22 protein-coding genes are annotated in these 22,857 nt (G+C 66.9%); 6 read left to right on the forward strand and 16 right to left on the reverse strand.

What is annotated here, in order from left to right; genetic code table 11:
- The first annotated feature begins 18 nt into the window (after nt 1–18).
- The 3 genes from ACYQ26_RS06315 (at nt 19) to ACYQ26_RS06325 (ending at nt 2,715) form a co-directional block, all read left to right on the forward strand.
- The gene (locus ACYQ26_RS06315; RefSeq protein ID WP_459808013.1) at nt 19–753 is read left to right on the forward strand and encodes a glycerophosphodiester phosphodiesterase; all 735 of its coding nucleotides are present in this window, start codon (nt 19–21) and stop codon (nt 751–753) included.
- Between the two features lie 117 nt (nt 754–870).
- Complete coding sequence (locus ACYQ26_RS06320) at nt 871–1,893, forward strand: phosphotransferase family protein (protein WP_459808014.1); 1,023 nt, start codon at nt 871–873, stop codon at nt 1,891–1,893.
- Nucleotides 1,894–1,980: 87 nt separating this feature from the next.
- Nucleotides 1,981–2,715, forward strand: a complete 735-nt coding sequence (locus ACYQ26_RS06325) for a metallophosphoesterase family protein (protein ID WP_459808015.1) — start codon at nt 1,981–1,983, stop codon at nt 2,713–2,715.
- Nucleotides 2,716–2,809: 94 nt separating this feature from the next.
- Here the strand turns inward: ACYQ26_RS06325 and ACYQ26_RS06330 are convergent, their stop codons facing one another.
- The 4 genes from ACYQ26_RS06330 to ACYQ26_RS06345 all read right to left on the reverse strand — a co-directional run bounded on the left by ACYQ26_RS06330 (nt 2,810) and on the right by ACYQ26_RS06345 (nt 6,526).
- Nucleotides 2,810–4,288 carry a glycosyltransferase family 1 protein gene (locus ACYQ26_RS06330; RefSeq protein ID WP_459808016.1) on the reverse strand — a complete coding sequence of 493 codons (1,479 nt, stop codon included), beginning with the start codon at nt 4,286–4,288 and terminating at the stop codon, nt 2,810–2,812.
- Nucleotides 4,289–4,539: 251 nt separating this feature from the next.
- Nucleotides 4,540–4,995 (reverse strand): DUF6141 family protein, encoded by a 456-nt coding sequence (locus tag ACYQ26_RS06335; protein WP_459808017.1) that lies wholly within the window; start codon nt 4,993–4,995, stop codon nt 4,540–4,542.
- A gap of 493 nt (nt 4,996–5,488) precedes the next feature.
- The gene (locus tag ACYQ26_RS06340) at nt 5,489–6,115 is read right to left on the reverse strand and encodes a plastocyanin/azurin family copper-binding protein (protein WP_459808018.1); all 627 of its coding nucleotides are present in this window, start codon (nt 6,113–6,115) and stop codon (nt 5,489–5,491) included.
- 168 nt (nt 6,116–6,283) lie between these two features.
- The gene (locus ACYQ26_RS06345; protein ID WP_459808019.1) at nt 6,284–6,526 is read right to left on the reverse strand and encodes a DUF7127 family protein; all 243 of its coding nucleotides are present in this window, start codon (nt 6,524–6,526) and stop codon (nt 6,284–6,286) included.
- 153 nt (nt 6,527–6,679) lie between these two features.
- On the opposite strand from ACYQ26_RS06345, the gene ACYQ26_RS06350 reads away from it, so the two are divergent.
- Nucleotides 6,680–7,000 (forward strand): DUF5785 family protein, encoded by a 321-nt coding sequence (locus ACYQ26_RS06350; protein ID WP_459808020.1) that lies wholly within the window; start codon nt 6,680–6,682, stop codon nt 6,998–7,000.
- A 159-nt stretch (nt 7,001–7,159) separates the two neighbouring features.
- On the opposite strand, the gene ACYQ26_RS06355 is transcribed toward ACYQ26_RS06350, so the two are convergent.
- The 3 genes from ACYQ26_RS06355 to ACYQ26_RS06365 form a co-directional block, all read right to left on the reverse strand.
- Nucleotides 7,160–8,167, reverse strand: coding sequence for an AI-2E family transporter (locus tag ACYQ26_RS06355; protein ID WP_459808021.1), 1,008 nt, complete (start codon nt 8,165–8,167; stop codon nt 7,160–7,162).
- A 187-nt stretch (nt 8,168–8,354) separates the two neighbouring features.
- Nucleotides 8,355–10,520 (reverse strand): ATP-binding protein, encoded by a 2,166-nt coding sequence (locus tag ACYQ26_RS06360; protein ID WP_459808022.1) that lies wholly within the window; start codon nt 10,518–10,520, stop codon nt 8,355–8,357.
- A gap of 260 nt (nt 10,521–10,780) precedes the next feature.
- Nucleotides 10,781–11,455, reverse strand: a complete 675-nt coding sequence (locus tag ACYQ26_RS06365; RefSeq protein WP_459808023.1) for an AIM24 family protein — start codon at nt 11,453–11,455, stop codon at nt 10,781–10,783.
- Nucleotides 11,456–11,762: 307 nt separating this feature from the next.
- On the opposite strand from ACYQ26_RS06365, the gene ACYQ26_RS06370 reads away from it, so the two are divergent.
- Nucleotides 11,763–13,157: an arylsulfotransferase family protein gene (locus tag ACYQ26_RS06370; RefSeq protein ID WP_459808024.1), complete on the forward strand. Its 1,395-nt coding sequence runs from the start codon at nt 11,763–11,765 to the stop codon at nt 13,155–13,157.
- Nucleotides 13,158–13,226: 69 nt separating this feature from the next.
- On the opposite strand, the gene ACYQ26_RS06375 is transcribed toward ACYQ26_RS06370, so the two are convergent.
- Entirely contained in the window at nt 13,227–13,565 is a 339-nt protein-coding gene (locus ACYQ26_RS06375; protein WP_459808025.1) for a hypothetical protein, read from the reverse strand.
- A 122-nt stretch (nt 13,566–13,687) separates the two neighbouring features.
- Between ACYQ26_RS06375 and ACYQ26_RS06380 the strand changes: the two genes are divergently transcribed.
- Nucleotides 13,688–14,290, forward strand: a complete 603-nt coding sequence (locus ACYQ26_RS06380) for a nucleotidyltransferase family protein (RefSeq protein ID WP_459808026.1) — start codon at nt 13,688–13,690, stop codon at nt 14,288–14,290.
- Between the two features lie 87 nt (nt 14,291–14,377).
- Here the strand turns inward: ACYQ26_RS06380 and ACYQ26_RS06385 are convergent, their stop codons facing one another.
- From ACYQ26_RS06385 to ACYQ26_RS06420, 8 genes are read right to left on the reverse strand one after another with little or no spacing between them, the layout of a single operon-like run.
- Nucleotides 14,378–14,608, reverse strand: a complete 231-nt coding sequence (locus ACYQ26_RS06385) for a hypothetical protein (RefSeq protein WP_459808027.1) — start codon at nt 14,606–14,608, stop codon at nt 14,378–14,380.
- Nucleotides 14,608–15,753, reverse strand: a complete 1,146-nt coding sequence (locus ACYQ26_RS06390; protein ID WP_459808028.1) for an XdhC family protein — start codon at nt 15,751–15,753, stop codon at nt 14,608–14,610. The genes ACYQ26_RS06385 and ACYQ26_RS06390 overlap by 1 nt, the downstream gene beginning before the upstream one ends.
- Nucleotides 15,750–17,060, reverse strand: coding sequence for a VWA domain-containing protein (locus ACYQ26_RS06395; RefSeq protein ID WP_459808029.1), 1,311 nt, complete (start codon nt 17,058–17,060; stop codon nt 15,750–15,752). Before ACYQ26_RS06395 ends, ACYQ26_RS06390 begins: the two co-directional genes overlap by 4 nt.
- Complete coding sequence (locus ACYQ26_RS06400) at nt 17,057–17,977, reverse strand: AAA family ATPase (protein ID WP_459808030.1); 921 nt, start codon at nt 17,975–17,977, stop codon at nt 17,057–17,059. The genes ACYQ26_RS06395 and ACYQ26_RS06400 overlap by 4 nt, the downstream gene beginning before the upstream one ends.
- Nucleotides 17,978–18,007: 30 nt before the next feature.
- The gene (locus ACYQ26_RS06405; RefSeq protein WP_459808031.1) at nt 18,008–18,898 is read right to left on the reverse strand and encodes an FAD binding domain-containing protein; all 891 of its coding nucleotides are present in this window, start codon (nt 18,896–18,898) and stop codon (nt 18,008–18,010) included.
- On the reverse strand, nt 18,898–21,426 hold the full coding sequence (locus ACYQ26_RS06410; protein WP_459808032.1) for a xanthine dehydrogenase family protein molybdopterin-binding subunit: 2,529 nt from the start codon (nt 21,424–21,426) through the stop codon (nt 18,898–18,900). The genes ACYQ26_RS06405 and ACYQ26_RS06410 overlap by 1 nt, the downstream gene beginning before the upstream one ends.
- Entirely contained in the window at nt 21,423–22,010 is a 588-nt protein-coding gene (locus ACYQ26_RS06415; RefSeq protein WP_459808033.1) for a (2Fe-2S)-binding protein, read from the reverse strand. Before ACYQ26_RS06415 ends, ACYQ26_RS06410 begins: the two co-directional genes overlap by 4 nt.
- 4 nt (nt 22,011–22,014) lie before the next feature.
- Entirely contained in the window at nt 22,015–22,683 is a 669-nt protein-coding gene (locus ACYQ26_RS06420; RefSeq protein WP_459808035.1) for an SRPBCC family protein, read from the reverse strand.
- Between the last annotated feature and the right edge of the window lie 174 nt (nt 22,684–22,857).

The raw sequence follows: 22,857 nt of genomic DNA on the forward strand, positions 1-22,857 counted from the left end.
CCCGCTCCCCGGCACAGAATGGACCTCATCGCCCACCGCGGGTGTTCCGACGAGTTTCCCGAAAACACGCTTCTCGCGATCGAACGCGCCGCCCGACGCCTCCCCGCCGTCGAGTTCGACGTGCGCCGGTGTCGGTCCGGCGAACTGGTCGTCGTCCACGACGAGCGCGTGGACAGGGTCACGGACGGCGTCGGCGCCGTCGCGGAGCTGGACTGGGCCGATCTGCGCGACCTGACCGTCCTCGAGTCCGGCGAGCGGATTCCGTTGCTCTCGGAGGCCCTGGATGCCGTCCCCGACGACGTGGCCGTTCAGGCCGAACTCAAGGAGACCGGAATCGCCGCGGACGCGGTGGCCGCCGCCGACGACGCCGACGCGGACGCTCGGTTCACCTCGTTTCTCCCCGACGCGTTAGCGGAAGCGCGGGACGTCGCTCCCGACGCCGCGCTCGGCTACCTGTTCGACCACCGCGTGGGCGTCGACGGGGGACTTGAAACGGCGCGCGAATTCGACTGCGAGTACCTCCATCCGCACGCGAACCAGTGTCTGGAGACCGACGTGCTCGAGCGCGCTCGAGCGGCCGACATGACCGTCGTCGCCTGGGGCGTCGACGACGCGGCGACCTGCGAGCGACTCCGGGCGGCCGGCGTCGACGCCGCGACCGCCGATAGCTGGACGCTCGGCGCGGCGTGGGCGGACGACGGCGTCGGCGCGGCGGAGGCGAGCGACGATGCGGGGCTGGCCGCAGGGGACTGAGCGGCGCGCGGTGAGACGGCGATAGTCGGCTCCGTCCTCAATCAGCCTCCGTCGCCTCCGTCGACCCACCGCGAGCGCCGGCCGAACGGTTACGCCCGTCGGGCCGCTACCGCCGCCGTGACTCCGACAGTCGAGCGGAGCGACCTCGAGCGGATGGTCGCCGCCGTCGAACCCACGTGGTCGGTCGAACGGGTCCGGCCGAGCGACGAGGGATCGGCCGCCGTCCACTTTTTGACCGTCGACACGCCGGACGGGTCCCGCGACGTAGTCGTGAAAGCGTTCACCGGCGGCGTCGTCTCACCGGCCGTCGCCCGCGCCGAACCGCGTCTCCTCGAGCGGCTGGCGGCCGAGACGGCGATTCCGGTGCCCGAGGTCGTCGGATACGTCGACGACCATCCGACGCTTCCGGCGCCGTTCTTCGTCGCCGAACGCCTCCCCGGCGAGAACGGGGCGAACCGCTTCGACGACCTCTCGACGGCCGCGCTCGAGCGCGTGTTCGCCCAGGCGGGGCGCCACCTCGCGGAGCTGCACTCGGTTCGACCGTCCTTCGAGCGGTTCGGCCGGGTCGGCGTCGACGGCGGCGAGCTCGCCGTGGTCGACGACGGGCTCGGCGGGACGGACCGGTGGAGCGACTGGCTGCTCGCCGACGCGGAGGACACCCTCTCGGGACTGGAGGGGAGTCGGTTCGACGACCTCGTGCCGGCGCTTCGCGAGTACGTCCGCGAGACGGTGCCGGAGATCGACGATCCGGACGCTCCCGCGCTCGTCCACTGGGACTACCGCCTCGGAAACCTCCTGCTCGAGCCCGAAACGGGGCGGACGACGGCGGTGCTCGACTGGGTCGACCTGGTCGCGGGCGACCCCGTCTACAACCTCGCGACGGTGGCGGACCACAACATCAACTGGCAGACCCAGGACGTCGTCCGCCGGCGGCGACTGCGAAACGCGTTCTTCACGGCCTATCGCGCGCACGGCGACGACCGTCCCGCGGACTTCCGCGAGCGGAAGCGCGTCTACCACCTCTGCCACCGGCTGAACGCGATGGCGTGTCTCCCGGACTGGTACGCCAACGCCGCCGAGGCGGTCCGCGACGAGCGGGCCGCCGTCCACCGGGCGTTCGTCCGGGAATATCTCGAGTGATCCGTCAGGACAGCGAGATGGGCCCGCGCCGTCGAAGACCGGCCCTCGCGGAGTAACGCTTTACACCGAGCCGCCCCTTCCGCGGATGTGTCCAACGCGCTCATCGTCTCGGACGTCCACGCGAACGCCCCCGCCCTCGAGGCCGTCCTCGACGCGGAACCGGACCGCGACGCGGTCGTCTTCCTCGGCGACGCCGTCGACAACGGGCCGCATCCGGAGGCCGTCTGCGAGCGCCTCTGCGGCCTCGATCTCGCCGCCGCCGTTCGCGGCAATCACGATCGGGACGTCCTCCGCGCGGCCGATCCGGCCGCGCTGCGCGACGATCCGCACGCAGACTGGAAGGAGTGGACCTACGCCCGGCTCTCCGAGGAGAGCCGCGAGTTTCTGACCGACCTCGATCGAACGACGTCGATGGCGTTCGGCGATCGGGCCGTCCGACTGCACCACGGAGATTTCCCGCGACCCGACGACTACGACGGTGTCTGGTCGACCCGGTCGACCCCCGCGGACGACCGCGTCCTGTTCGAGACGGTCGCCGCCACGTTCGACGAGGACGTGATCGTCCACGGTCACTCCCACTATCCGTACGAGGCGACCGTCGCGGGAACGACCTTCGTCAACCCCGGGAGCGTGGGCCTCCAGCGACCGGGCTGGCCGGTGGACCGAGCCCGCTACGCCGTCTTCGAGGACGGCGCGTTCGACCTGCGATCGGTCCCCTACGACCCGACGGCGGTGCGGACGGACCTGCAGCGCCTCGAGAGCCCGTTCTACGAGGTCTGGGACCGGCCCGACGAACTCGACGCGAGCGCGAACGCCGCCTGACCCGCGTCCGTCCGATTCGGCCGGCCTCGCGCGTCGCACTTCCGGGAGCGTCGACCTCCAGCGACCCGAGCGATCGTGCCGTCGGTCCACCGCGTTACTCCGCGGCCACGTCCTCCAACGACCCCCGATCAGCGGACCGACGGCGCTCGAAGACCGGCGCGCCGGCGCTCCCGGTGTCCTCGTAGCCGAGCGCTCGCAGCGCGTAGACGACGTCGGTCCGAGCGACCGACTCGCGGTCGGTGATCGGGTCGCCGTCCTCGGTATGGTCGGCCGTCCGGTCGATCAGGTCGGGGAGTTCGATCGCTTTCGCGGTACCTCCCGTCGCCTCCGAGAGCGCCGCCTCGATCGGGCCCGCGTACTCGGCCGGATCGAACGAGTCAATCCGCTCGTCGACGTGCTCGCGCAGGTCCTCGTAGGTTCGCCGGCCGCAGCGCTCGGGACTGCGCACCTCGCGGACGCGCTCGAGCATGCGGCGGTTCTCGGCGACCGCCTCGTCCCAGTGTTCGACCGCCCACGCCGCGAGGTCACCCAGGTCCTCGAGCGACCCCGCGAGCCGGTAATCCTCCGGGACGCAATCGAACAGCCACGGGCGGTCGCGAGCGATCAGGACCTGGCCGCTCGCGGCCTGCTCGAACCACGTGCGGGCCATCGTCTCGTGGTCGCTCGCACAGACCGTCAGATCGCCCGTCCGCAGCGCGCGCTCGTAGGTCTCCTCGCTGGCCTCGGGATAGGCGTCGACGAACTCCCGCTCTTTGAACCCCTCGACGATCGGATCCATGTTCGTCATCACCGTCCGAATCCCGTACTCGTCGTACAACCGCCGACCGACCTCGAGGACGTCGTCGACGTTCTTCTTCCCCCACCCCGATCCGGCCACGTGAAGCACCGTCGGCGTCTCGGCGTACGTCTCGTCGAACCGCGAGAAGTCGATCGGGCTCCCCGTCTCGACGGCGTCCTCGAGCAACTCGTCCAGAAGGTCCTCCTGAAAGTACTCCCGGCCGTACTCGCGCATCCGATGCGCGTCGACGCCGGCCTTGAACCACAGCCGGTCGGCGAACGACGCGGCACCGATCTCGACCTTCATCGGCGCGTCGTTCGGATACTCTCGGCCGTGTCGTTTGAACGGGAGCCGCAGGTCGTGGACGTTCGCGATCAGTCTCACCGGCCGGACGTCGGCCGCGTCGTACCCGCCGAGCTCCAGCAGCCACTTGTAGAGGTCGTACCGGCCGGTCACGCGCTGGTCGACGACGATGTCGACGTACGCCCCCGCCTCATAGATTCCCTCCTCGATCGCCCGGAACTGCGCCTCGGTGGCGCCCGTCTCGACGAACGAATCGGCGAGGCGGTGGTCGTCCATGAACGTCGGGGCCTCGAGCAGCGTGACCCGTTCGCGGTCCGCCAGCACGTCTGCCGCCTCGTAGTCCGCGTCCCCCCGCGGGGGGAGCAACCAGTAGACGTGCAGCGACGGGTCGGCGGCCAGCCACCGGTCGACGAGCGTTCGGAGGTCGTTGAGCGTTCCGTTCGCCAGCGCGTTGTCGGGCCGGTACAGTTCGGGGAGCAGGAGGACGCGCATCGTTGCCCGTCGTTCGGACCGGCGGAGCATAAGACGGCGGCGTCCATACGAAGGCCGCGACGGAGCCGCGTCGTCAGCGGTCGTCCCGACCGATCCCATTCAGATCGCAGGCGAGGTATCGGTGCGGAGATCGACCGCCTGTGCTGCTGCTGACCCGGACGATAGCGCCGGACGCTGCCGCTACCGGACGAGCACTCGCCCTGCGTGGAGGTGGCGTTCGAGCGCGAGAGCGCCCGCAGTCTCGTACCGCGCTATCGGTGGCGTTCGGCGACCTCGTCGATCGCCTCCACGAACTCTGCGGGGCGTTGCGATCCGACGAGCAGCGAGCGGTCGTCCGAGCGTTCGATCCAGACGCCCCGATCGCCGCTGACGTTGTACGCGATCTTCCCGGGCGCCCAGCGGATTCCCCAGCCGCCGAACTCCCGAATCGGTCCGTACCGTCTGGCTTCGTATCGATCGATCTCCGACCAACTGATTCGACGGAACGACCGGTGCAGCGGCCACATCCTGAGGTAGATCCCGTCGGTTCTGACCTCGGTCTCGAGACGCAGCCCGTAGAGGAGGGCGGCGACGGCTCCGACGACGACGAGGCCACCCCACGCGAGAGGCCCCAACACGAGCATGAGAACCGCGACGCCCCCGAGAACCGTCCAGAGCCAGGGCTGGCGAAACTGCTGTACTTCACGGAACGCTGTCTCGGTCTCCATGCGGGAATCGTCCGAACTTGTCGCTACGCAGTAATGGAAGTATCGGACGGCAGCACATTCCGTCTCTCCACGGAAACGGCAGTGCCCGTTTGCGCATTGGTACTCGCAGTCGACAACTCAGAGTGAAGGGCTGTCGATTCAGCCATCGAGCCCTACCGAACCGTATCATAGACCGGATCCGAGAACGGTCTTGCTCGCCGGTAATCTACCCCTGTCGAAAGGACCTTGCTTTTGCGGATGTTCGAACTATTGACGGCGAGGTAGTGGGATTTGCTGCCGGGGCACGATGGAAAATCACCGCCGCCATCTCTCGTGTCATCACAACCTGCCCCGGCTCTGTTTCCATGAACAGTCGTCTCATACCGCTGTCTGTAACCGCGACAAAGTAGCCGTGGCCCTGCCTTCCAAGGGTAGTTGACTCCAATACGCCGATTCCAGAAGTACGCTGCACCGAGACCACGACACGTACCGAGAACGGCCAGAAGTGTCGCTGTTAGCCGGTCTGATTGCCGGTTTCGTTGCCAGTTTCGTTGCCGGAGGTCTCGTTGGTGGCAGTCTCGTTAGTGGCAGTCTCGTTGCCGGTTTCGTTGCCGGCGGTCTCGTTGCCACCGCCATCGTTAGCTGTGCCTTGAATCTGGATTTCGCCTTGCATCTGCGGATGAGGCTCACAGCGGTAGAGGGTTATCACGTCCTGCGCTTGGAACTCGAAGATCTCGTCGTTCCCCGGGTCCGAGACGGGGTCGCCGGTCGTGTAGTCTTGGACGACTTCACCGTCGTCATTGCGCAGTTGCAGATTGTGGGCGGCACCGTCGCCTTCCGTCCAGCCGATCGAGTAGTTCTCGCCGGCCTCGAGAATGAGCGTCGGGTTCTCCTCGCCCTCGATCGCGGACGGCTGGAGCCCGACCCAACCGCTCGTCACTCCCTCGAATCTGATGTCCTGATCGGGAGAAATTTCGATTCCCTCGGCGCCGCCGGTCTCGCTGCCGCCGGTTTCGTTTCCGTTGCCACCGGTTTCGTTTCCGTCGGCACCGTTTCCATTACCGCCGTTTCCATTACCGCCGTTTCCACCACAACCTGCTACGACTGCCGTCGATGTCGCTGCACCTGTCAACTTGAGCATTCGCCGTCGAGAGACTTGATTATCCCGCGTCATCATGCTCACTTGGGACTCAACACAAATAGTCAGATAGCCGTCTAATGCCGGGTATCAGACACTGTGAAAGAGTCATCAGTCGCTTAGAATTGATTTCTGTTCTGCTCAGCGTGACATAACTCACCCGCCCTCGACCTATTCTGCGATAGTAAGGACGCCGTTTTTGATCGAGATCTCGCTCACGTCGGCGGGAAGATCGAACTCGAGTTGGCGGTCGCCGACGACGACGATTGCCGTGTCTCCGACGGTGTCAATCTCTATGTCGTCGGTCGCGTGACCGAAATCGACCACGATGAGGTGCTCGCCGTCATCGTAGTCGTACGTGCGGACGACAGCTCCGCGTCGATCGGCGGTTCGGAGGAACTCGGTCAGTCTCATGATTGATATAGTCCCGCAGTGCTTGTAAGCTTCGCGCTATCACGTCTCACGATAGGGCGCTCTACTGATCGTTGATCTGCCCTGTAGAGCGGAACCGCTGTGAGACGATCGGACGGCGGATACCCTTTTGCGATCCTCTCTCCTACGTCTCCCATGGACTGGCCACACGATCCCGACGGAGCGGAAGGGAGCGAGGGAATGCGCAAGTACGACATGGCGATCATCGCCAAGAAGGTCGACGAGGACGAGGATTTTCCGCTCGACCGCGACGAGTTCGTCGCGGAGTACGGCGACGACCCGATCCGGATTAACTACGAGCGGGTCGTCCCGCTGCGTGAGATCTTCGAGTACGTCGACCCAGCGGAGTTCGAGACGATGGTCGATATGCACAAAGCCGTCGGGAATGCGATGCGCGCCGGCGACTTCTGGGAGTACCACCCACAGGGCGTCGATCCGGAGAAAAAGCGCGCGTAGCCGTCCGCGGGGCGCCTCGAGGCCCTCGTGGTGCCGAAGCGGTTTGGCGTCCAAGTGGCGGCGACCCGATAGCGGCTGGTTTAGGGTGACGGGAGTCTGCATCTGATCGTTCGTAGATCCCCTGCAAGAGCCCCCGTGACGACCGAGCGGCCAACTCCGCTACGCCTCCTCGAGTCGATCCCAGTTCTCGGAAACGACGCGCAGCGCTGATTTCAGGGCGCCGAGAATCATGGGTCCGAAGAACAGCCCCATGATCCCGAACGCGTACGCGCCGCCGAGGATGCCCAGGAGGATGACGGCGGGGTTGAGTTCGGCGTATCGCTCGACGGCGAACGGGCGGAGATAATCGTCGGTCAGTCCGACCACGATGACGCAGTAGACGAACAGCGCGGCGGCGAGCAACAACTCGTTCGACAGGAACAGATACGCGACAGCGCCGCCCCAGATGGGGATCGCACCGATCAGCGGAACCATCGCAAAGACCATCATGACGACCGTCCAGAACGCCGCGTTGGGGATGCCGGTCGCGAACAACCCGATCCCGGCGACGCCTCCCTGGACGATGGCGACGAAGACGTGCCCGAAGAGAACGCCCCACATCATGTCGCCGATCTCGGCGTAGAGGGATCGCTGAATCTCCGTCGGGAGGGGGACCGTTCGATACAGCCAGTCGAGGAGGTCACCTCCCTTTTTGAGCAAGTAGTAGAGGAGAAAAAGTCCCAGCACGGTACCGATCACGAAATGGGTGATCGAGTTGAACGCCGCCACCGACTGCTCGACGACGATCGTACTCACCTGCTCGCCCGAGGTGACGAGTTCGCCGGCGACGTCGATATCTCGTCCGGTGTATTCCTCGATAGCGGATTCGACCCTCCCGAATTGAAGCGATTCGTTCTCGAGGTCCTGAAGGATACGCGTCGCATCGCCGCTGATGGACGCAACGACCACCACGAACGGTGCGGCGAATCCGCCGACGGTCAGCCCCACCAGAGAGAGCGCCGCGACCATCGGCGACGTGTACTCCTCGAGACGGAGCTGGAGCGGGTACAGCGCGTACGCGATGAGTACGGCACCGAGGACGTACTGGTAAAACGGCGCGACCAGCACCACCGATAACGCGAGGAGGACCCCGACGAGGACCAGCAGGTACCCTTTGCTGAGGTTCATACTCCTCACTCGAGGGTCCGTCTCCTAAACAGGACCGTTCAACGACATTTCGACATTTGTATCGGGTACGAACGACGGATGAGAACCGACGGAGAAACGACGAGGCGATACGCCGATCCGTACCGATACCGATCTAGTATCGCGAGCGGGCGATGGCGCGGAGACGACTGCTCCGGTCCAGTTCCAGTTATCCCCTGTGAACGGGATAGTCGCTCGAGCCCAGTCCGGGCGTCCAGTCGTCGGAGACGGTCTCGACTGCCGGCAACGTGAACGAGAACGTCGTTCCCTCCCCGGGTTCGGAGTCGACCCAGATCTCCCCGCCGTGGCGTTCGATGATCCGCTCGCACAGCGCGAGGCCGATTCCGGTCCCGGGATGCTCCTCGCGGTCGTGGAGTCGCTGGAAGACTTCGAAGATGCGCTCTTGATCGTCCGGATCGATGCCGATGCCGTTGTCGGCGACGGACACCTTCCACCGCTGTCCTCGGCGTTCCGCGGAGATGCGGATCCGCGGCGGCTCGTCGCCGCTGTACTCGATCGCGTTCGAGAGCAGGTTCTGGAACACCTGCCGCAACTGCCCTTCGTCGCCTTCGACGCGCGGGAGCGACTCGGCCGCGATCTCGGCGTCGTATTCCTCGATCTTCACCTGGAGATTCTCGCACACGTCGTCAAGGACGGCCTCCAGTTCGACCGGTTCGAACGGATCGCCCCGCATCTCGACCCGCGAGTACTGCAGTAGCCCGTCGATCATCTCCCGCATCCGGTCGGCGCCGTCGACGGCGAACTCGAGGAACTCCTCGCCGTCCTCGTCGAGTTGGTCACCGTACCGTCGCTCGATCAGCTGAAGGTAACTGGAAACCATCCGCAGGGGCTCTTGGAGGTCGTGGGAGGCGGCGTAGGCGAACTGTTCCAGCCGCTCGTTGGACTCTTCGAGGTCGGCGATCAGCCGTTCGAGCTCCGTTTGATACTGCTGGCGCTCGATCGCTTCGGCGAGGACGTTGGCGACGCTCTGCACGAAGTTGACGTCCTCCTCGGTGAACGTTTTGCGCTCGGTGTCGTGGGTGCCGAGGATGCCCCACGGCTCGTCGATCGGACCGATGATGGTGCTGATACCGCTCCGAACGTCGTGGTTCCGCAGCAAAGCGGGGCCGCTAAACCGCGTCTCCGTCTCGAGATCTTCGACGACGATCGGCTGATCGCTCGCGAGGGTGTACGCGGCCTGCGAGTCCGATTCGACGGCCGACACCGTCGCGTCACCGACGATCCCGTCCTGCCAGCCGACGCCCTGTCGAAGCAGGAGCTCCTCGCTCTCGGTGTCGAGGTCGAGTACCTTGCAGTACTCGTTGTCGAGGACGTCGGCCACCTGGCGGGCCGCTTCGCGCATGAGCTCGTCGAGGTCGTCGGTCTCGAGGGCGAGCTGACCGAGATCCGCGACGACTTGCTGCTGGACGGCCCGGCGCTCGAGTTCGCGTTCGCGCTCCTTGCGCTCGGAGATGTCGCGCCCGATTCCCGCGAGCACCACCTCGCCGTCGGGCGTCTCGAGCGTCGACGCGGCGAACTCGTACGGAATGGCCTCCCCGTCCTTGGTGATCAGGTCCGTTTCGAGCTGGAGGCCCCCCGATTCGAATCCGTCCATGATCGCGTCCGCGATCCGCGCCTGCTCGTCGTCGGCGACGAAGTCGACGGCGTTCATCGACTCGATTTCCGCGTCCGAGTAGCCGGTCACCTCGCAGAGGGTCTCGTTCCACCGTTGAACCGTCCCGTCGTCCTCGAGCACGTAGAAGACGTCGTGGATGGCGTTCAACACCTGCCCCGTGTATTCTCGATAGTGTTCGAGGCGCTCGTTCGACTCCGCGAGCTGGATGTTCGCCTCTTCGAGGCGTTGTACGGTGTCCTCGAGTTCCGACCGTGCGTCCTCGAGGGCCCGGTTTCGGGACTCGAGCTCCCGCGTCCTGGTTTTGGCTTTCGCATCGTGGATGCCGGCGGCGAGACCCGCAACCGTGGCGAGCGCCGTCAGGATGAAAACCGCTAACGGGTCGTCGACGCTCTCGCCCGGTTGGAGACTGTACAGGGCGAGGACTCCGAGCATCACGCCGAATCCACTGAGACACCAGCCGGCAACGGACGCGTAGAATTCGTCGTGGATGTCGAACGTGGGCAGTTGATACCCGCAGTAGATGAGGACGAACCCGGGCCCGGCGATCAACACCGAGTTGATGAGGACGTTCTCCACCGGAACCCCCGCAGTGAGCCGAACGAACGCCCGCCCCGTGGCGAGTGCGACATAGAGCACCCCGAGAGCGATGACTATGCGCCGTCCGCCAACACCGGCGAGAGCACGGTTCCACGTAGACACTATTGTCCCTTAGAAGGCTGCAACCATGAGAATTGTGGAACTCCGACTCGGTCTCGCCCGGCTTCCCGGACGTCGACAACGGTGTCCGTTGCCGTATCGACCGGCGGAATCGAACGCCGCTCGTCTCGGTGCGACGAGCCTCGCTGCCGGTGGTCCGCCGACTGGCCTCCTCCGCCAGACCGCGGGGCGACCCGGAAACGACGTTCGCGTTTGGCGGCGATCCAAACGCGGCGGTAGCGGCGGTTTGTGTGTCCCCTCGGCTACTGATTCTGGCTCTGCGTCACGGATCCCTCCTCGTTGGGCTGGATGACGACGAAGCCCTCGGAGCCGGTAAACTCCATCTGTATCGATTCGCCGGACGTCTGCCCGATTTCGATCATCTTGTTCGTCTCGATGGACGGCGAGAGGTTCGCGCTCCACGCGACGGTCGCGTCCGGATCGGTACGGACCGGCGGCGTCATCACCAGCGGGTCGCCGTGGGTCGTGAGCGCGATCTCTCCCGGGCCGCTGAGGTAGACGTTCGTCAGCCCGCCGGCAGCCATCTCCGAAAGGCTGCTGACGGTGTTGACCTCGTACTCGACGCTCGACTCGAACGCGAGGATATCGTTCCCGTTGACCGAGATCGACTCCCCGTCGTCGAGTTCGAGCACCTGCACTTTCTTCCCGTTCTCGGCGACGTAGAGGTGGCCGTTCCCTTCGGCCTCCATGATTGGCGTCCCCTCGCCGCTCACTGCCTCCTTGACGAAGCCGGTAATGCCGCCCTCCGCGGACGATTTCCCCGTGAAGGTGATGTCGCCGGTGTAGGCGATCATCGAGCCGGCTTTGACCATCACCGTTCCGTCGACCGGGATATCGAGCAGTCGGTTGTTCTCCTTCTGGAATCCGTCTCCGTCGTCGATCGGGGCGTTAGCTTCCGTGAATTCTTGAAGATCCATGGGTCCACGAACGTGTCCGTGTTCTATACTTATTGGTCTATTGGGTAGTTACCGAGACTGCAACAACCCTTCTAGGCGGTCGATACCGCGGCGACGTTGTCGCAGTCTCGAGCGTCGACGAAACCGGTCCGCCGAAGCTCCCTCGAACGCCGTCGAACCGCCTCGAGGCGTGCCCGCGAGACGGTCGGCCGTCGCCGTCCGCGGACCGTTCGGGTCGTTCGTACCCGGCGCTTGACCCGTGTCTTTCTTGGGGGACGACGGTGTGATGAGACCTCGTACGGCCGCGTGGCCGCTCGCAACAGTGACCATGATCGATCAACTGGTTCGGCCAATCGCCCCCGTCCGATCGGTACTCACGCGCAATCGCCTCCGGGCCGCCTTCGCGGCCCTGCTCCTGCTGTCGGCCGCAGTCGTCGCCAGCGCGGCGTCGGGCGGACTTTCGACGGCGTCGGCGGACGCCGTGCCGGAGGCGCCGTCGACGGCGAATCACACGGTCGTCACCGAGTCGGGACGGGTCGGAACGATCACCGCGTACGCCCCCGACGGCGAGGTCGTCTACTACAACAACTCGCGGACGAAATACTTCGACGTCGACCCCGTCGAGGACAAGCAGATGACCGTCGAGTACGCGGCGACGGACACGATCCACACCGAAGGGCCGACCTGCGGCGATCCGCCCTGCGCTCGGAACGTCATCGAACGCGCGAACCTCTCGACCGGCGAGGTCGAGGTGATCTACGAGCGCTACGACTACAGGGAGACCGCCGCCGAGTGGCACGACGCCGACCGGATCAACGAGACCCACGTCCTCGTCGCCGACATCGTCGCCGATCAGGTGTTCATCGTCGACACCGAGACGGAAATCGTCGAGTGGCTCTGGGACGCCCAAAGCGAGTTCTCGCTGGCGAGCGGTCACGCGTTCCCCAACGACTGGACGCACATCAACGACGTCGAGTACATCGAAGAGGGCGTCCACGCGGGCCACGTGATGGTCAGTCTCCGGAATCAGGATCAGGTCGTCTTCATCGACCCCGAGGAGGGACTGCTCGAGGACTGGACGCTCGGCAGCGAAAACGACTACGACGTCCTGCACGAACAGCACAACCCCGATTACATCCCCGAGTCGCGCGGCGGACCCGCGATCCTCGTCGCCGACTCCGAGAACAGTAAGATCAAGGAATTTCAGCGGGCGGACGGGGAGTGGACGCGAACGTGGCAGTGGGCCGACGAGCGGATTCAGTGGCCCCGCGACGCCGACCGCCTGCCGAACGGTAACACGCTGATCACCGACACCCACGGCAACCGCGTGCTGGAAGTCAACGAGTCCGGCGCGATCGTCTGGCAGGTCGAGTCGATGCTCCCCTACGAGGCCGAACGCCTCGAGACCGGCGACGAGAGCACGGGCGGCCACAGCGCGGCCGCACTCGGCCTCGAGTCGCGGACGACGACCGGAAACGCCGCCGAGAACGGCGAGTCCGGCGTCGATCCGTTCACGCTCGTCGGCGGCGTCGTCGAATCGATCCTTCCACACCGGATCTACAACGCGCTGATCTTCGTCGCTCCCGTCTGGGTCGGCAAGGCCGAGGCCGCCGCCATCGCGATCGGACTCCTGTCGGGACTCGCCTGGGCCGGTCTCGAGGTCGCGTGGCGACTCCGCGATGCGGGCGTCTCGTTCCGCCTCCCCGTCACTCGCGAGCAGTAGATCCGCGCGTCGTTCGTCGCCCGTCCCGCGGGCGGTTCGGCCTCGGCGGAGGCGCCGAGAACGGGACCGTCAGACGTCCCCGCGGCCCTCGGTCAGCGATCGAGACCGACTCGGGAACGGGACCCGCGTCCAGACGCCGTGCGCGGCCATCGCGACGAGGACGGTGAGTATCAGGAGCGAACAGAAGTACCACGGCTTCGACTGCACCACCGCGAGCCCTTTCGTCGACGCGGGGACGACCCCGAGCGCGAGCAGGTAGAACCCGGTGAGAAGACCGAGCGACGCCCGCCGGTAGCCGTGCCAGTAGAGAATCCCGACGAGAACCCCCGAGAGCAACCCGAGTTGGCCGGAGTGGAGCTCCGGGATCGTACTGAAAATCGACGACAGGACGGTTTCGACGGTAGCCATACGATCAGCGTTCCGTTCGGATTCCGTAGGGGTTCCCCTGCAATTGGACAGCTACTTTGAGCGCGTCGATCGCCCGCTCGGAACGGGACAAGGAATTTAGCCCGCTGTATGGATCAACGGACATGGAGCGCGACGAGACCGATACCGCGGACGCGACGGGCGTCGCCGGCGTCCTCCTCGCTGCGGGGACGAGCTCGCGGTTCGAGGGCGGAAACAAGCTGCTTGCGACCGTCGACGGGACGCCGATCGTCCGGCGGGCCGCCGCAACGCTCGTCGACGCACCGGTCGATCCGGTCGTCGCCGTCGTCGGCCACGAGGGCGACGCGGTGCGCGACGCGCTCGAGGGACTCGCCGTCGAGGTCGTCGACAATCCGGACTACCGGGCGGGACAGTCGACCTCCGTCCGGCGAGGAATCGACGCGATTTCGGATCAAGCCGCCGCAGCGGTCATCTCGCTCGGCGACATGCCGTCCGTCGATTCGGACTCCGTCGCGGCGCTCGTCGACGCCTACCGCGCGGCCGCCGGCGACGCGCTCGCTGCCGCGTACGACGGCGAACGCGGCAATCCCGTCCTGTTCGACGCGGACTACTTCGGCGATCTCACCGACCTCGAGGGGGATGTCGGCGGCCGGGAGATCCTCCGCTGCGACGGGACGCTCGTCGAGACCGGCGATCCGGGCGTTCGGGCGGACGTGGATCGGCGAACGGATCTCCCGGACCGGTAGCGTCCTCGGTAGAACGCGGCCCGTCCGAAAACCGACTCGTTCCCGGATCTTCCCGGTCTCCCACACTCACACTCGCACTCGTCCTTGCTATCTCCGCACTGCGACGGGATTCGCGACCGTCATCACCCGCCTCGAGTCGTCGGGGTCGACGACGATCAAGGTGCCGTCGGCGCAGCGCTCGGTGGGAACCGCCGGCGCGGTCGGAATGCCGTAGTCCGCGGGTTTCCGGAAGTTTGCAGCGATGGCCCACCTTCGGGCGCCCATCGACCCGGTATCGGACCGGGACGTCGCGTCGTCGGAGTCGTCCGTGCGCCCCATCAGCCCTCCTCGAGGGGCGGTCGGTCGTGGATCGGACCCGCCCGTCGGCTGAGATGTCGCGGCGTTCGGTCGTGAGCGACCGCCAGCAGTTCCGCGACAATGCTGAACCCGATCTGGTAGGGCGTGTCTCCGCCGAGGCTCAGTCCGATCGGCGTGTAGATCCGCTCGAGCTCCGCGTCGGTGATCGGGCGCCCCTCCTCGGCGAAGTCCTCGCGCATCTCCTCGAACCGCTTTTGGGGCCCCATCAGTCCGATGTACTCGAGCGGCGTTTCCAGCAACTGCGCCAGCGCGATGCGGTCGTCGAGGAAGTTGTGGGTCATCACGACGGCGTAGGTGTCCGCGGTCCACTCCCGAAGGGTCGACACGTCCCGCGGCGAGGCCGACATGACCGCGTCCGCTCGAGGGAACCGGTCGTCCTCGGCCTGCCCGCCGCGGAACGAGACGACCGTCACGCGGAAGTCGACGCGGGTCGCCAACTCGACGACCGGCCCCACGTCGTGGCCGGAGCCGAAGACGACGAGTTCGGGGGGCGGTCGCACACCGTCGACGAACGCCTCGACGCGCCCGCCGTCGGTCTCGACGGTCAGCGTCTCGCTCGCCCCGTTCGAAACAAGCGCCGCCGCCGGTTCAGCGAGCTTTTCGGTTATCGGCGTCGGGAGGGCAGTATCGTCGGGAAAGCCGCGGTCCAGCCGATAGTAGCCGCGATCGCCGACGGCAACGTCGACGTCGCCCCCGGTTCGGACGACGGTCGCGACGCCGATCGCGTCGCCGGCGCGTCGGGCGTCGACCGCGGGCCGGTACGATTCGTCGAGCGGTTCCAGCAGGACGGTTATCACGCCGTTACAGCCGATCCCGAGCCCCCAGACGTCGTCGTCGCCGGTCAGGTCCCACTTCTCGACGCGGGGCTCGCCGTCGGCCAGTACGTCGGCGGCCAGCGAGCGAACCTCGTCCTCCAGGCAGCCGGCGGTGATGCTCCCCGCGCCGCCGCCGTCGGGTCGGATGAGCATCTTCGCGCCCGGGCGCCGGTACGCGCTGCCCTCGACCGCGATCACCGTCGCCAGGACGGCCGCCGCGTCGTTCTCGAGCGTCGTTCGTATTCGATCGTAGACCTCCGTTTCGGGGAGACTCCAGTTGCTCGTGCTCATGAGTTACTTGTCTCGGGTGATTTCGATCCGTTCGTTCGAACATCGTACTCGTAGCCGATCCGCCCGCCCGCTCCTCGTCGGCGGAGTTGGCGCGCCAGCTCGGCGACGTCGTCCGGGCCGGCGAACGCGAACAGGCCGTCGAGATACGGCATCGCCGCGGCCATTCCGCGAGCGGTCGGTTCGTACGCCGCTGCCGTCGCCAGCGGATTCAACCACAGCACCCGGTCGGCCCTGCGGTCGATCCACGCGAGCTCGCGCTCGAGGACGTCGATATCGCCCCGCTCGAGGCCGTCGCTGACGACGAACACGACGGTGTGTCGATCCACGGCGGCGGGCGCCGTCGTCCGGAGCTGTTCGAGCGACCGTCCGATCCGCGTTCCGCCGCCCCAGGCGGTTTCCGCGGCCTCGAGCGCCTCGAGCGCGGCCGCCGCGGACGGGGCGTCGACGGCGTCGGTCACCTCCCGGAGCCCCTCGTCGAAGAAGAACGCGCGAGCGTCCCGCCACCGACGGTGGGTCTGCCGGAGAAACTCGATCAGAAAGTCGCGATCGACGGTGTCGAGAACCGATTTACTGACGTCGACCAGCAGGAGCGCGCGGACCGCGGTCCGGCGGCGGTCCCGCTTCGGAACGGTGAGGACGACGCCGCCGGTGTTCGCGCTCGTTCGAAGCGCTCGGCGAACGTCGGCGCGGTCGGTTCCGCGTCTGAACCGCCGCCCCTGCCGGTTGGCGAGCGCGCGAGTCAGTTCGCGACACGAGGCTCCGAGACCGATCGCGTCCCTCGAGCGTCGGCTTCCGACCGTCGTCGCCGATCCCGATGGGCTGTACGCCGCCGTCGCGCCCGACTCGCCGGCGTCGCCCGTGCTGGATTCAGAAATCGCCGACGCGAACGACTCGACGATCGAACGGCCGGTACCGCGGTCGTCGCCCTCGCGCCCGTCCGGCGTCTCGCCGTCGCTCTCGGTCGCGGTCGGATCGTCGAGCGACGAGAGCGGTTCCGCAAGGGCGTCGTCGAGCTGCGCCGTCGGCCGCTCCTCGTCGAGCCCCGCCGTGAGACGCCGCCAGAACGTGTCGAACTGGCGATCGAACGCCGCGAAATCGTCGCTGTCGGTGAGGAGGCTGGCTCGCAGCGCCGTCCGAACACGGCTGCGGTCGTCGAGCCCGATCTCGGCGAGGGCCCGGCCAGCTGTCGTCCCGGCGTTGGCCGGAACCGATGCGCCGCCGCGACGGAGCGCGCGGACGAAGCGGACGAGTTCCGTCCGGACGTGGTCGGCGACGTCGCCGGCGTCCGTGCGGCGGCTCCCGGTCACGAGCCACCCCTCGTCCGCTCGGCGGCCTCGAGCAGCTCGGTCACCAGCTCCTCGTCGACTCGCTCGACGTCTTCGCCTTCCTTCAGGAGGCAGCCGAGCGTGTTTCGGATCGTTTCGCGTTCGAGCGGTTCGTCGCCGTCGTCGCGCAGCGACGCGACCGCTCGAGCCCAGTCGACGGTTTCGGCCGCGCCGGGGGGTTTTCGAAGCGGCTCCTCGCGGAGTCGGGCGGCCATCGCACAGAGGTCCTCGGCGACGACGTCGTTCAATCGGGGCACCCGCCGGCGGAGAATTTCGGTCTCCTTCTCGACGGACGGCGGCTGGACGTACAGGTAGAGGCAGCGTCGCTTGAGCGCGTCGCTCAACGCTCGCGTTCGGTTGGACGTGACGATCACGATCGGCGGCCGATCGGCGGCGATCGTCCCGAGCTCCGGGACCGAGACCTGATAGTCCGAGAGCACTTCCAGCAGCAGCGCTTCGAACTCGTCGTCCGCGCGGTCGATCTCGTCGACGAGCAAGACCGGCGGCCGATCGGCGTCGGTACGAAGCGCCCGCAGCAGGGGCCGTTCCAGCAGGTAATCCTCGGAGAACACCGACGACGACGAGCCGGCGTCGTCCCCGCTCTGGACCGCGAGCAACTGCTTCGTGTAGTTCCACTCGTAGAGAGCGTGTTCGGCGGTCAGGCCCTCGTAACACTGCAGCCGTATCAGTTCGCTCCCGAGCTGCGAGGCCAGGACCTTGGCCAGTTCCGTCTTTCCGGCGCCCGGCTCCCCTTCGACCAGCAGCGGCTTCTCCAGCCGCAACGCCAGGAGGACGGTCGTCACGATCTCGTCCTCGGCGACGTACTCGCCCGCTTCGAAGGCGGCGCGGACGTCCGACTCCGTCACGTCCGCCAGCGTCGTGGTCGATTCGTCGTCCATATGTGACCTGTCGCGTGGGAAGTCGTCGCTTCAGTCCGCGGCTGCGGGTGCGGAGAGCCGATCGACCGCCTTCTCGAGCGCCCGCTCGGTGTACACTTCCAGGAGCTGGGCGCGGAACTCGCCGGACGCCTGCAGGTCGTCCATCAGCAGCGCCGCGTCGACGTCGTCGGTCGCGTGCTCGGCGGCCGCCGCGATCGTCTCCTCGTCGAGCGACTCGCCGGTCAGGGCGTCCTCGACCGGCTCGAGGCGCACGCCGTGGTCCGTCGCCCCGTTCGCGCCGATTCGAGCCGACGTCACGGTTCCGTCGTCGACCATCAGCAGGGCTGCGACGCCGACCATCGCGTATCCCGAGGACGGACTCGGCTTCTTCGCGTAGGTGCCGACGGCGTCGCCCGCCGACGGCACCTCGACTCGGGTGAGAATCTCGGCCGGGCCGAGATCGGTGGCATACATCCCGTAGTAGAACTCGTCGGCGGGGATCGTTCGCTCGCCGTCGGGCCCCTGCGCGACCAGCGTCGCGTCGGAGACCAGCGCTGCGGCGGGCAGATCCGAGGCCGGGTCCGCGTGCGCGAGGTTGCCGCCGATCGTCCCTCGATTCCGCACCTGCCGGTCGCCCACCTGCTCGACCGCCGCGGTCAGCGCCGGCGCGTGCTCGTGGGCAGCGTCGGCGTCGAGGAGGTCGCTGTAGCGGCTCATCGCGCCGACCGTAAGCGTCTCGCCGTCGACGGCGACGCCGTGGAGGGCGTCGACGCCGCCGAGATCGATCAGGACGTCCGGACTCGAGAGGCCGGTCTTCATCGCCGGGAGCAGGCTGTGGCCGCCCGCCAGCAGCTCCGTCTCCTCCATGGCGTGGTCCTCGAGTAGCTCGATCGCCTCCTCGACCGTCGTCGCCTCGTAGTAGTCGAATTCGTCGGGGTACATCAGGAATCACCTCCGTCGCCGTCCGCGGTAGTATCGGGACTGTCGAGCGCGTCGTCGGTCCCGCCGTCCGCGGCGGCGTCCGAATCGTCCGTTCCACCGTCCGCGGCGGCCGGCGTCTCGGTTTCGGGCTCGGGTTCGGCGGCCCCGTCGACGGCGTTCCAGACCCGCTCGGCCGTCATCGGCATCTCGACGTGATCGACCCCGAACGGCTCGAGCGCGTCGACGACGGCGTTGACGATCGCCTGCGGGGCCGCGATCGTGCCCGCCTCGCCAACGCCTTTGACGCCGAGGGGGTTGTGCGGACTCTCGGTGACGGTCGATCCGGTGTCCATCTCCGGGATGTGCATCGCCTTCGGAACGGCGTAGTCCTGCATCGACCCCGTCACGAGCTGTGCGTTCGAGTCGTATTCGGCGCCCTCGTAGAGCGCCTGGCCGACGCCCTGGGCGACGCCGCCGTGGACCTGTCCCTCGACGATCTTGGGGTTGATCTGGTTGCCCACGTCGTCGACGGCCGCGTACTGCTCGAACTCGATCTCGCCCGAATCGGGATCGACCTCGACGACCGCGACGTGGGTCCCGAACGGGAAGACGAAGTTGTCCGGGTCGTAGAACGACGTGGCCTCGAGCCCGGGCTCCATGTCGTCGGGGATGTTGTGAGCGAGGTAGGACTGCTCGGCGACCTCCGTGATGCCGATCGACCGGTCGGGCGCGCCCGAGACCTGAAACTCGCCGCCCTCGAACTCGATGTCGGCGGGATCGGCCTCGAGCTGGTGGGCCGCAATCTCGCGGGCCTTCTCGACGAGTTTTTCGGAACTTTTGACCAGCGAACTCCCGCCGACCGCGGCCGATCGGGAGCCGTAGGTCCCCATCCCGTGGGGGATTTCGTCAGTGTCGCCCTCGACGACCTCGACGTCCTCGTAGGGGATGCCGAGTTCGTTCGCGACGATCTGTGCGTACGTCGTCGAGTGACCCTGTCCGTGCCCCGACGTGCCGCAGTAGGCCGTGACCGTCCCAGAGGGGTGAAACCGGACCAGACTGGACTCCCAGAGACCCGCCTGCGCGCCGAGCTGGCCGGCGAGTTCGGAGGGCGCCAACCCGCAGGCCTCGATGTAACAGGAGAAGCCGATGCCGAGGTATCGGCCGTCCGCGCGCGCTTCCTCTTGCCGTTCGCGGAACGACTCGTAATCGACCATCTCGAGGGCCTTGTCCAGCGTCTTCTCGTAATCGCCGCTGTCGTAGACGACGGCGACCTGCGTCTCGTACGGGAACGCGTCCTCGGGGACGAAGTTCCGGCGGCGGAACTCGGCGGGATCCATCCCCAGTTCCTCGGCGCCGAGTTTCGCCAACCGCTCGATCACGAACGACGCCTCCGGACGGCCGGCGCCCCGGTAGGCGTCCACCGGGGGGACGTTCGTGAACGCGCCGGTCACCGAACAGTGGATGGCCGGAATGTCGTACTGTCCCGAGAGCAACGTCCCGTAGAGGTACGTCGGGACGGCGGGCGCGAACGTCGAGAGGTACGCGCCGAGGTTCGCCTTCGTGTCGACGCGGAGGCCGAGGATGTCGCCGTCCTCGTTCATCGCGAGGTCGGCCGTCGTCACGTGTCCGCGGCCTTGCGCGTCGGTCTTGTACGTCTCCGTGCGGGTGGCGGTCCACTTGACCGGCCGCTCGAGGTGTTTGGCCACCCACGCGACGAGCGCTTCGTCCGCGTAGTGGTGGATCTTGCTCCCGAAGCCGCCGCCGACCTCCGGCGCCTTGATCCGAAGTTTGTGCTCCGGATGACCGATCACCCCCGACATGAGCAGCCGATGCAGATGGGGGTTCTGGGAGGTCATGAACACCTCGAGCTCGTCGGTCCCGGGGTTGTAGTCGGCGACGGCGGCGCGGGGCTCCATCGCGTTCGGGATGAGCAACTGGTTCTCGAGGTCGATGCTCGCGGTGTGCGCGGCCGATTCGAACGCTTCCTCGGTCTTCTCGGCGTCGCCGATCTCCCAGTCGAACGCGACGTTGCCCGCGGCGTCGTCGTGGAGCTCGGGCGCGTCGTCCGCGAGCGCTTCGGCCGGGTCGGTCACGGCGTCGAGCCGCTCGTAGTCGACGGCCACGGCGTCGGCCGCGTCGTGGGCGGTGTACCGGTCCTCGGCGACGACCACGGCGATCGCGTCCCCCTGATACCGGATCCGATCGTCGGCCAGTATCGGATGGTCGACCTGTCGGAGACTGTCAAGCAGCCAGCCGACCGGCAGCGAGTACGACCCGCCGCCGGGCGTGTCCTCGCGGTGGAGGTCGTCGTGGGTGTAGACGCCGACGACGCCGTCCATCGCTTCCGCCGCGCTCGTGTCGACGCCCTCGAGTTTCGCGTGGCCGTGCTGGCTGCGGACGATCGCCACGTGGGCCATATCGGGCAGTTGAATGTCGTCGGTGTACTCGGCGTCGCCGGTGAGAAGCGCGGGGTCCTCCCGCCGTTCGATGGCCGAGCCGAGAATGTCGGCGGCGTCGACCTCCTCCGGATCGATCGAGTCGATGCTCATTCGGCGTCACCTCCATCGTCCGGCCAGCGCACCGCGTGACCGTCGGGGTCGCGATCGGACTCCGATCGGTCCGCGGCACAATCGCGGCCGCAGCCGCCGTCGGCGACGGCGGCGGGACCCATCGCATCGGCCGCGTTCTCGACCGCGTTGACGATGTTCTGGTAGCCGGTACACCGACAGAGGTTCCCCTCGAGCCCCTCGCGGATCTCCTCGCGACTCGGGTCCGGGTTCTCCTCGAGGAGATCGGTCGCCGTCATCATCATCCCGGGCGTACAGTAGCCACACTGGAGTCCGTGTTCCTCCTGAAAGCCGTCCTGAATGGGATGGAACTCACCATCCTCGGCCAACCCTTCGACCGTCTCGATCGCTGCGCCGTCGGCCTGCACGGCCAGAACCGTACAGGATTTGACCGCGTCGCCGTCCAGATGGACCGTGCACGCACCGCACAAACTGCTCTCGCAGCCGACGTTCGTCCCGGTGTATCCGAGTTCGTCCCGGAGCGCGTGAACCAGGAGCGTCCGCGGTTCGACCGTCAGTTCGTGTGCTGTTCCGTTGACCGTCAGCGTGATGTCTCGTTCTGCCATGGCGTTACGAATCGCTCGCGTCGCTTCCCGAACGGCCGAGCACCCTGTCGACCAGTCCTCGGTCGCTCTCGCTCGATTCGGATCCGTTCGCCGTCGCGTCCGCGTCGACGTCAGCGGCGGCGTCGGCGAGCTGTCGCTCGTGGAGCTGCTCCTGCACCGAGGAGAAGAACCGCTTGACGACCCGGTTCGCGACCGGATTGATGACCCGCTGGCCCATCTGGGCGACCTTCCCGAACACGTCGGCTTCGGTTTCCCACTCCACGGCGACGCCGTCCTCGATCTCTGTGAGGGTCATCCCCGACGCCATCTCGAAGGAGCTGTTGCTCGAGGAGCCCTCGCCCACGGCGGACATCTCCGGATACTCGCGGTGATCGATCGTTACCACCGTCTCGAACGTCGGATTCACCGGTCCGACGCTGATCTGCATCAGCGCCGCGTAGTGTCCGCCCTCCTCGAACGCGCGCTGGGCGATGACGTCCGGATCCGCGGTCGGTTCGACCTCCCGATCCGCCGCCTCCTCGCGCAACTCGTCGAAGTCGACGTCGGTCTCGTCGACGCGCAGCAGGAACTGACACCCCGGCAACGACTCCTCGATCAGCGCCGGATCCGACAGGGCGAGCCATACCTCGTCGACGGTCGTATCCTCGAGTTCGAATTCCCCGTTAAATTCCATGGTGGGACTCCCTGGCGTGAGCCAGAGTGTGATGTGGTGTCGCAACACACATAACCATAATACTTTGCATTACAGCGACCGGGGGCCGATTTTGTAACTAACTATGGTTAATACGCCGTCCGTCGAGTAACCTATCGAAGAATGCTCGGTGAGCGTCGCGACAGTACACCGGGT

This window comes from Halopiger thermotolerans, from assembly GCF_054654555.1.

What these genes read in the sequence shown, in the direction of transcription:
- ACYQ26_RS06400 (WP_459808030.1), bottom strand. Translation starts at nt 17,977, where the DNA reads ATGGACGACGAATCGACCACGACGCTGGCGGACGTGACGGAGTCGGAC.
- ACYQ26_RS06335 (WP_459808017.1), bottom strand. Translation starts at nt 4,995, where the DNA reads ATGGAGACCGAGACAGCGTTCCGTGAAGTACAGCAGTTTCGCCAGCCC.
- ACYQ26_RS06420 (WP_459808035.1), bottom strand. Translation starts at nt 22,683, where the DNA reads ATGGAATTTAACGGGGAATTCGAACTCGAGGATACGACCGTCGACGAG.
- ACYQ26_RS06345 (WP_459808019.1), bottom strand. Translation starts at nt 6,526, where the DNA reads ATGAGACTGACCGAGTTCCTCCGAACCGCCGATCGACGCGGAGCTGTC.
- ACYQ26_RS06415 (WP_459808033.1), bottom strand. Translation starts at nt 22,010, where the DNA reads ATGGCAGAACGAGACATCACGCTGACGGTCAACGGAACAGCACACGAA.
- ACYQ26_RS06385 (WP_459808027.1), bottom strand. Translation starts at nt 14,608, where the DNA reads ATGGGGCGCACGGACGACTCCGACGACGCGACGTCCCGGTCCGATACC.
- ACYQ26_RS06350 (WP_459808020.1), top strand. Translation starts at nt 6,680, where the DNA reads ATGGACTGGCCACACGATCCCGACGGAGCGGAAGGGAGCGAGGGAATG.
- ACYQ26_RS06340 (WP_459808018.1), bottom strand. Translation starts at nt 6,115, where the DNA reads ATGCTCAAGTTGACAGGTGCAGCGACATCGACGGCAGTCGTAGCAGGT.
- ACYQ26_RS06405 (WP_459808031.1), bottom strand. Translation starts at nt 18,898, where the DNA reads ATGTACCCCGACGAATTCGACTACTACGAGGCGACGACGGTCGAGGAG.
- ACYQ26_RS06330 (WP_459808016.1), bottom strand. Translation starts at nt 4,288, where the DNA reads ATGCGCGTCCTCCTGCTCCCCGAACTGTACCGGCCCGACAACGCGCTG.
- ACYQ26_RS06375 (WP_459808025.1), bottom strand. Translation starts at nt 13,565, where the DNA reads ATGGCTACCGTCGAAACCGTCCTGTCGTCGATTTTCAGTACGATCCCG.
- ACYQ26_RS06365 (WP_459808023.1), bottom strand. Translation starts at nt 11,455, where the DNA reads ATGGATCTTCAAGAATTCACGGAAGCTAACGCCCCGATCGACGACGGA.
- ACYQ26_RS06380 (WP_459808026.1), top strand. Translation starts at nt 13,688, where the DNA reads ATGGAGCGCGACGAGACCGATACCGCGGACGCGACGGGCGTCGCCGGC.
- ACYQ26_RS06355 (WP_459808021.1), bottom strand. Translation starts at nt 8,167, where the DNA reads ATGAACCTCAGCAAAGGGTACCTGCTGGTCCTCGTCGGGGTCCTCCTC.
- ACYQ26_RS06390 (WP_459808028.1), bottom strand. Translation starts at nt 15,753, where the DNA reads ATGAGCACGAGCAACTGGAGTCTCCCCGAAACGGAGGTCTACGATCGA.
- ACYQ26_RS06410 (WP_459808032.1), bottom strand. Translation starts at nt 21,426, where the DNA reads ATGAGCATCGACTCGATCGATCCGGAGGAGGTCGACGCCGCCGACATT.
- ACYQ26_RS06315 (WP_459808013.1), top strand. Translation starts at nt 19, where the DNA reads ATGGACCTCATCGCCCACCGCGGGTGTTCCGACGAGTTTCCCGAAAAC.
- ACYQ26_RS06370 (WP_459808024.1), top strand. Translation starts at nt 11,763, where the DNA reads ATGATCGATCAACTGGTTCGGCCAATCGCCCCCGTCCGATCGGTACTC.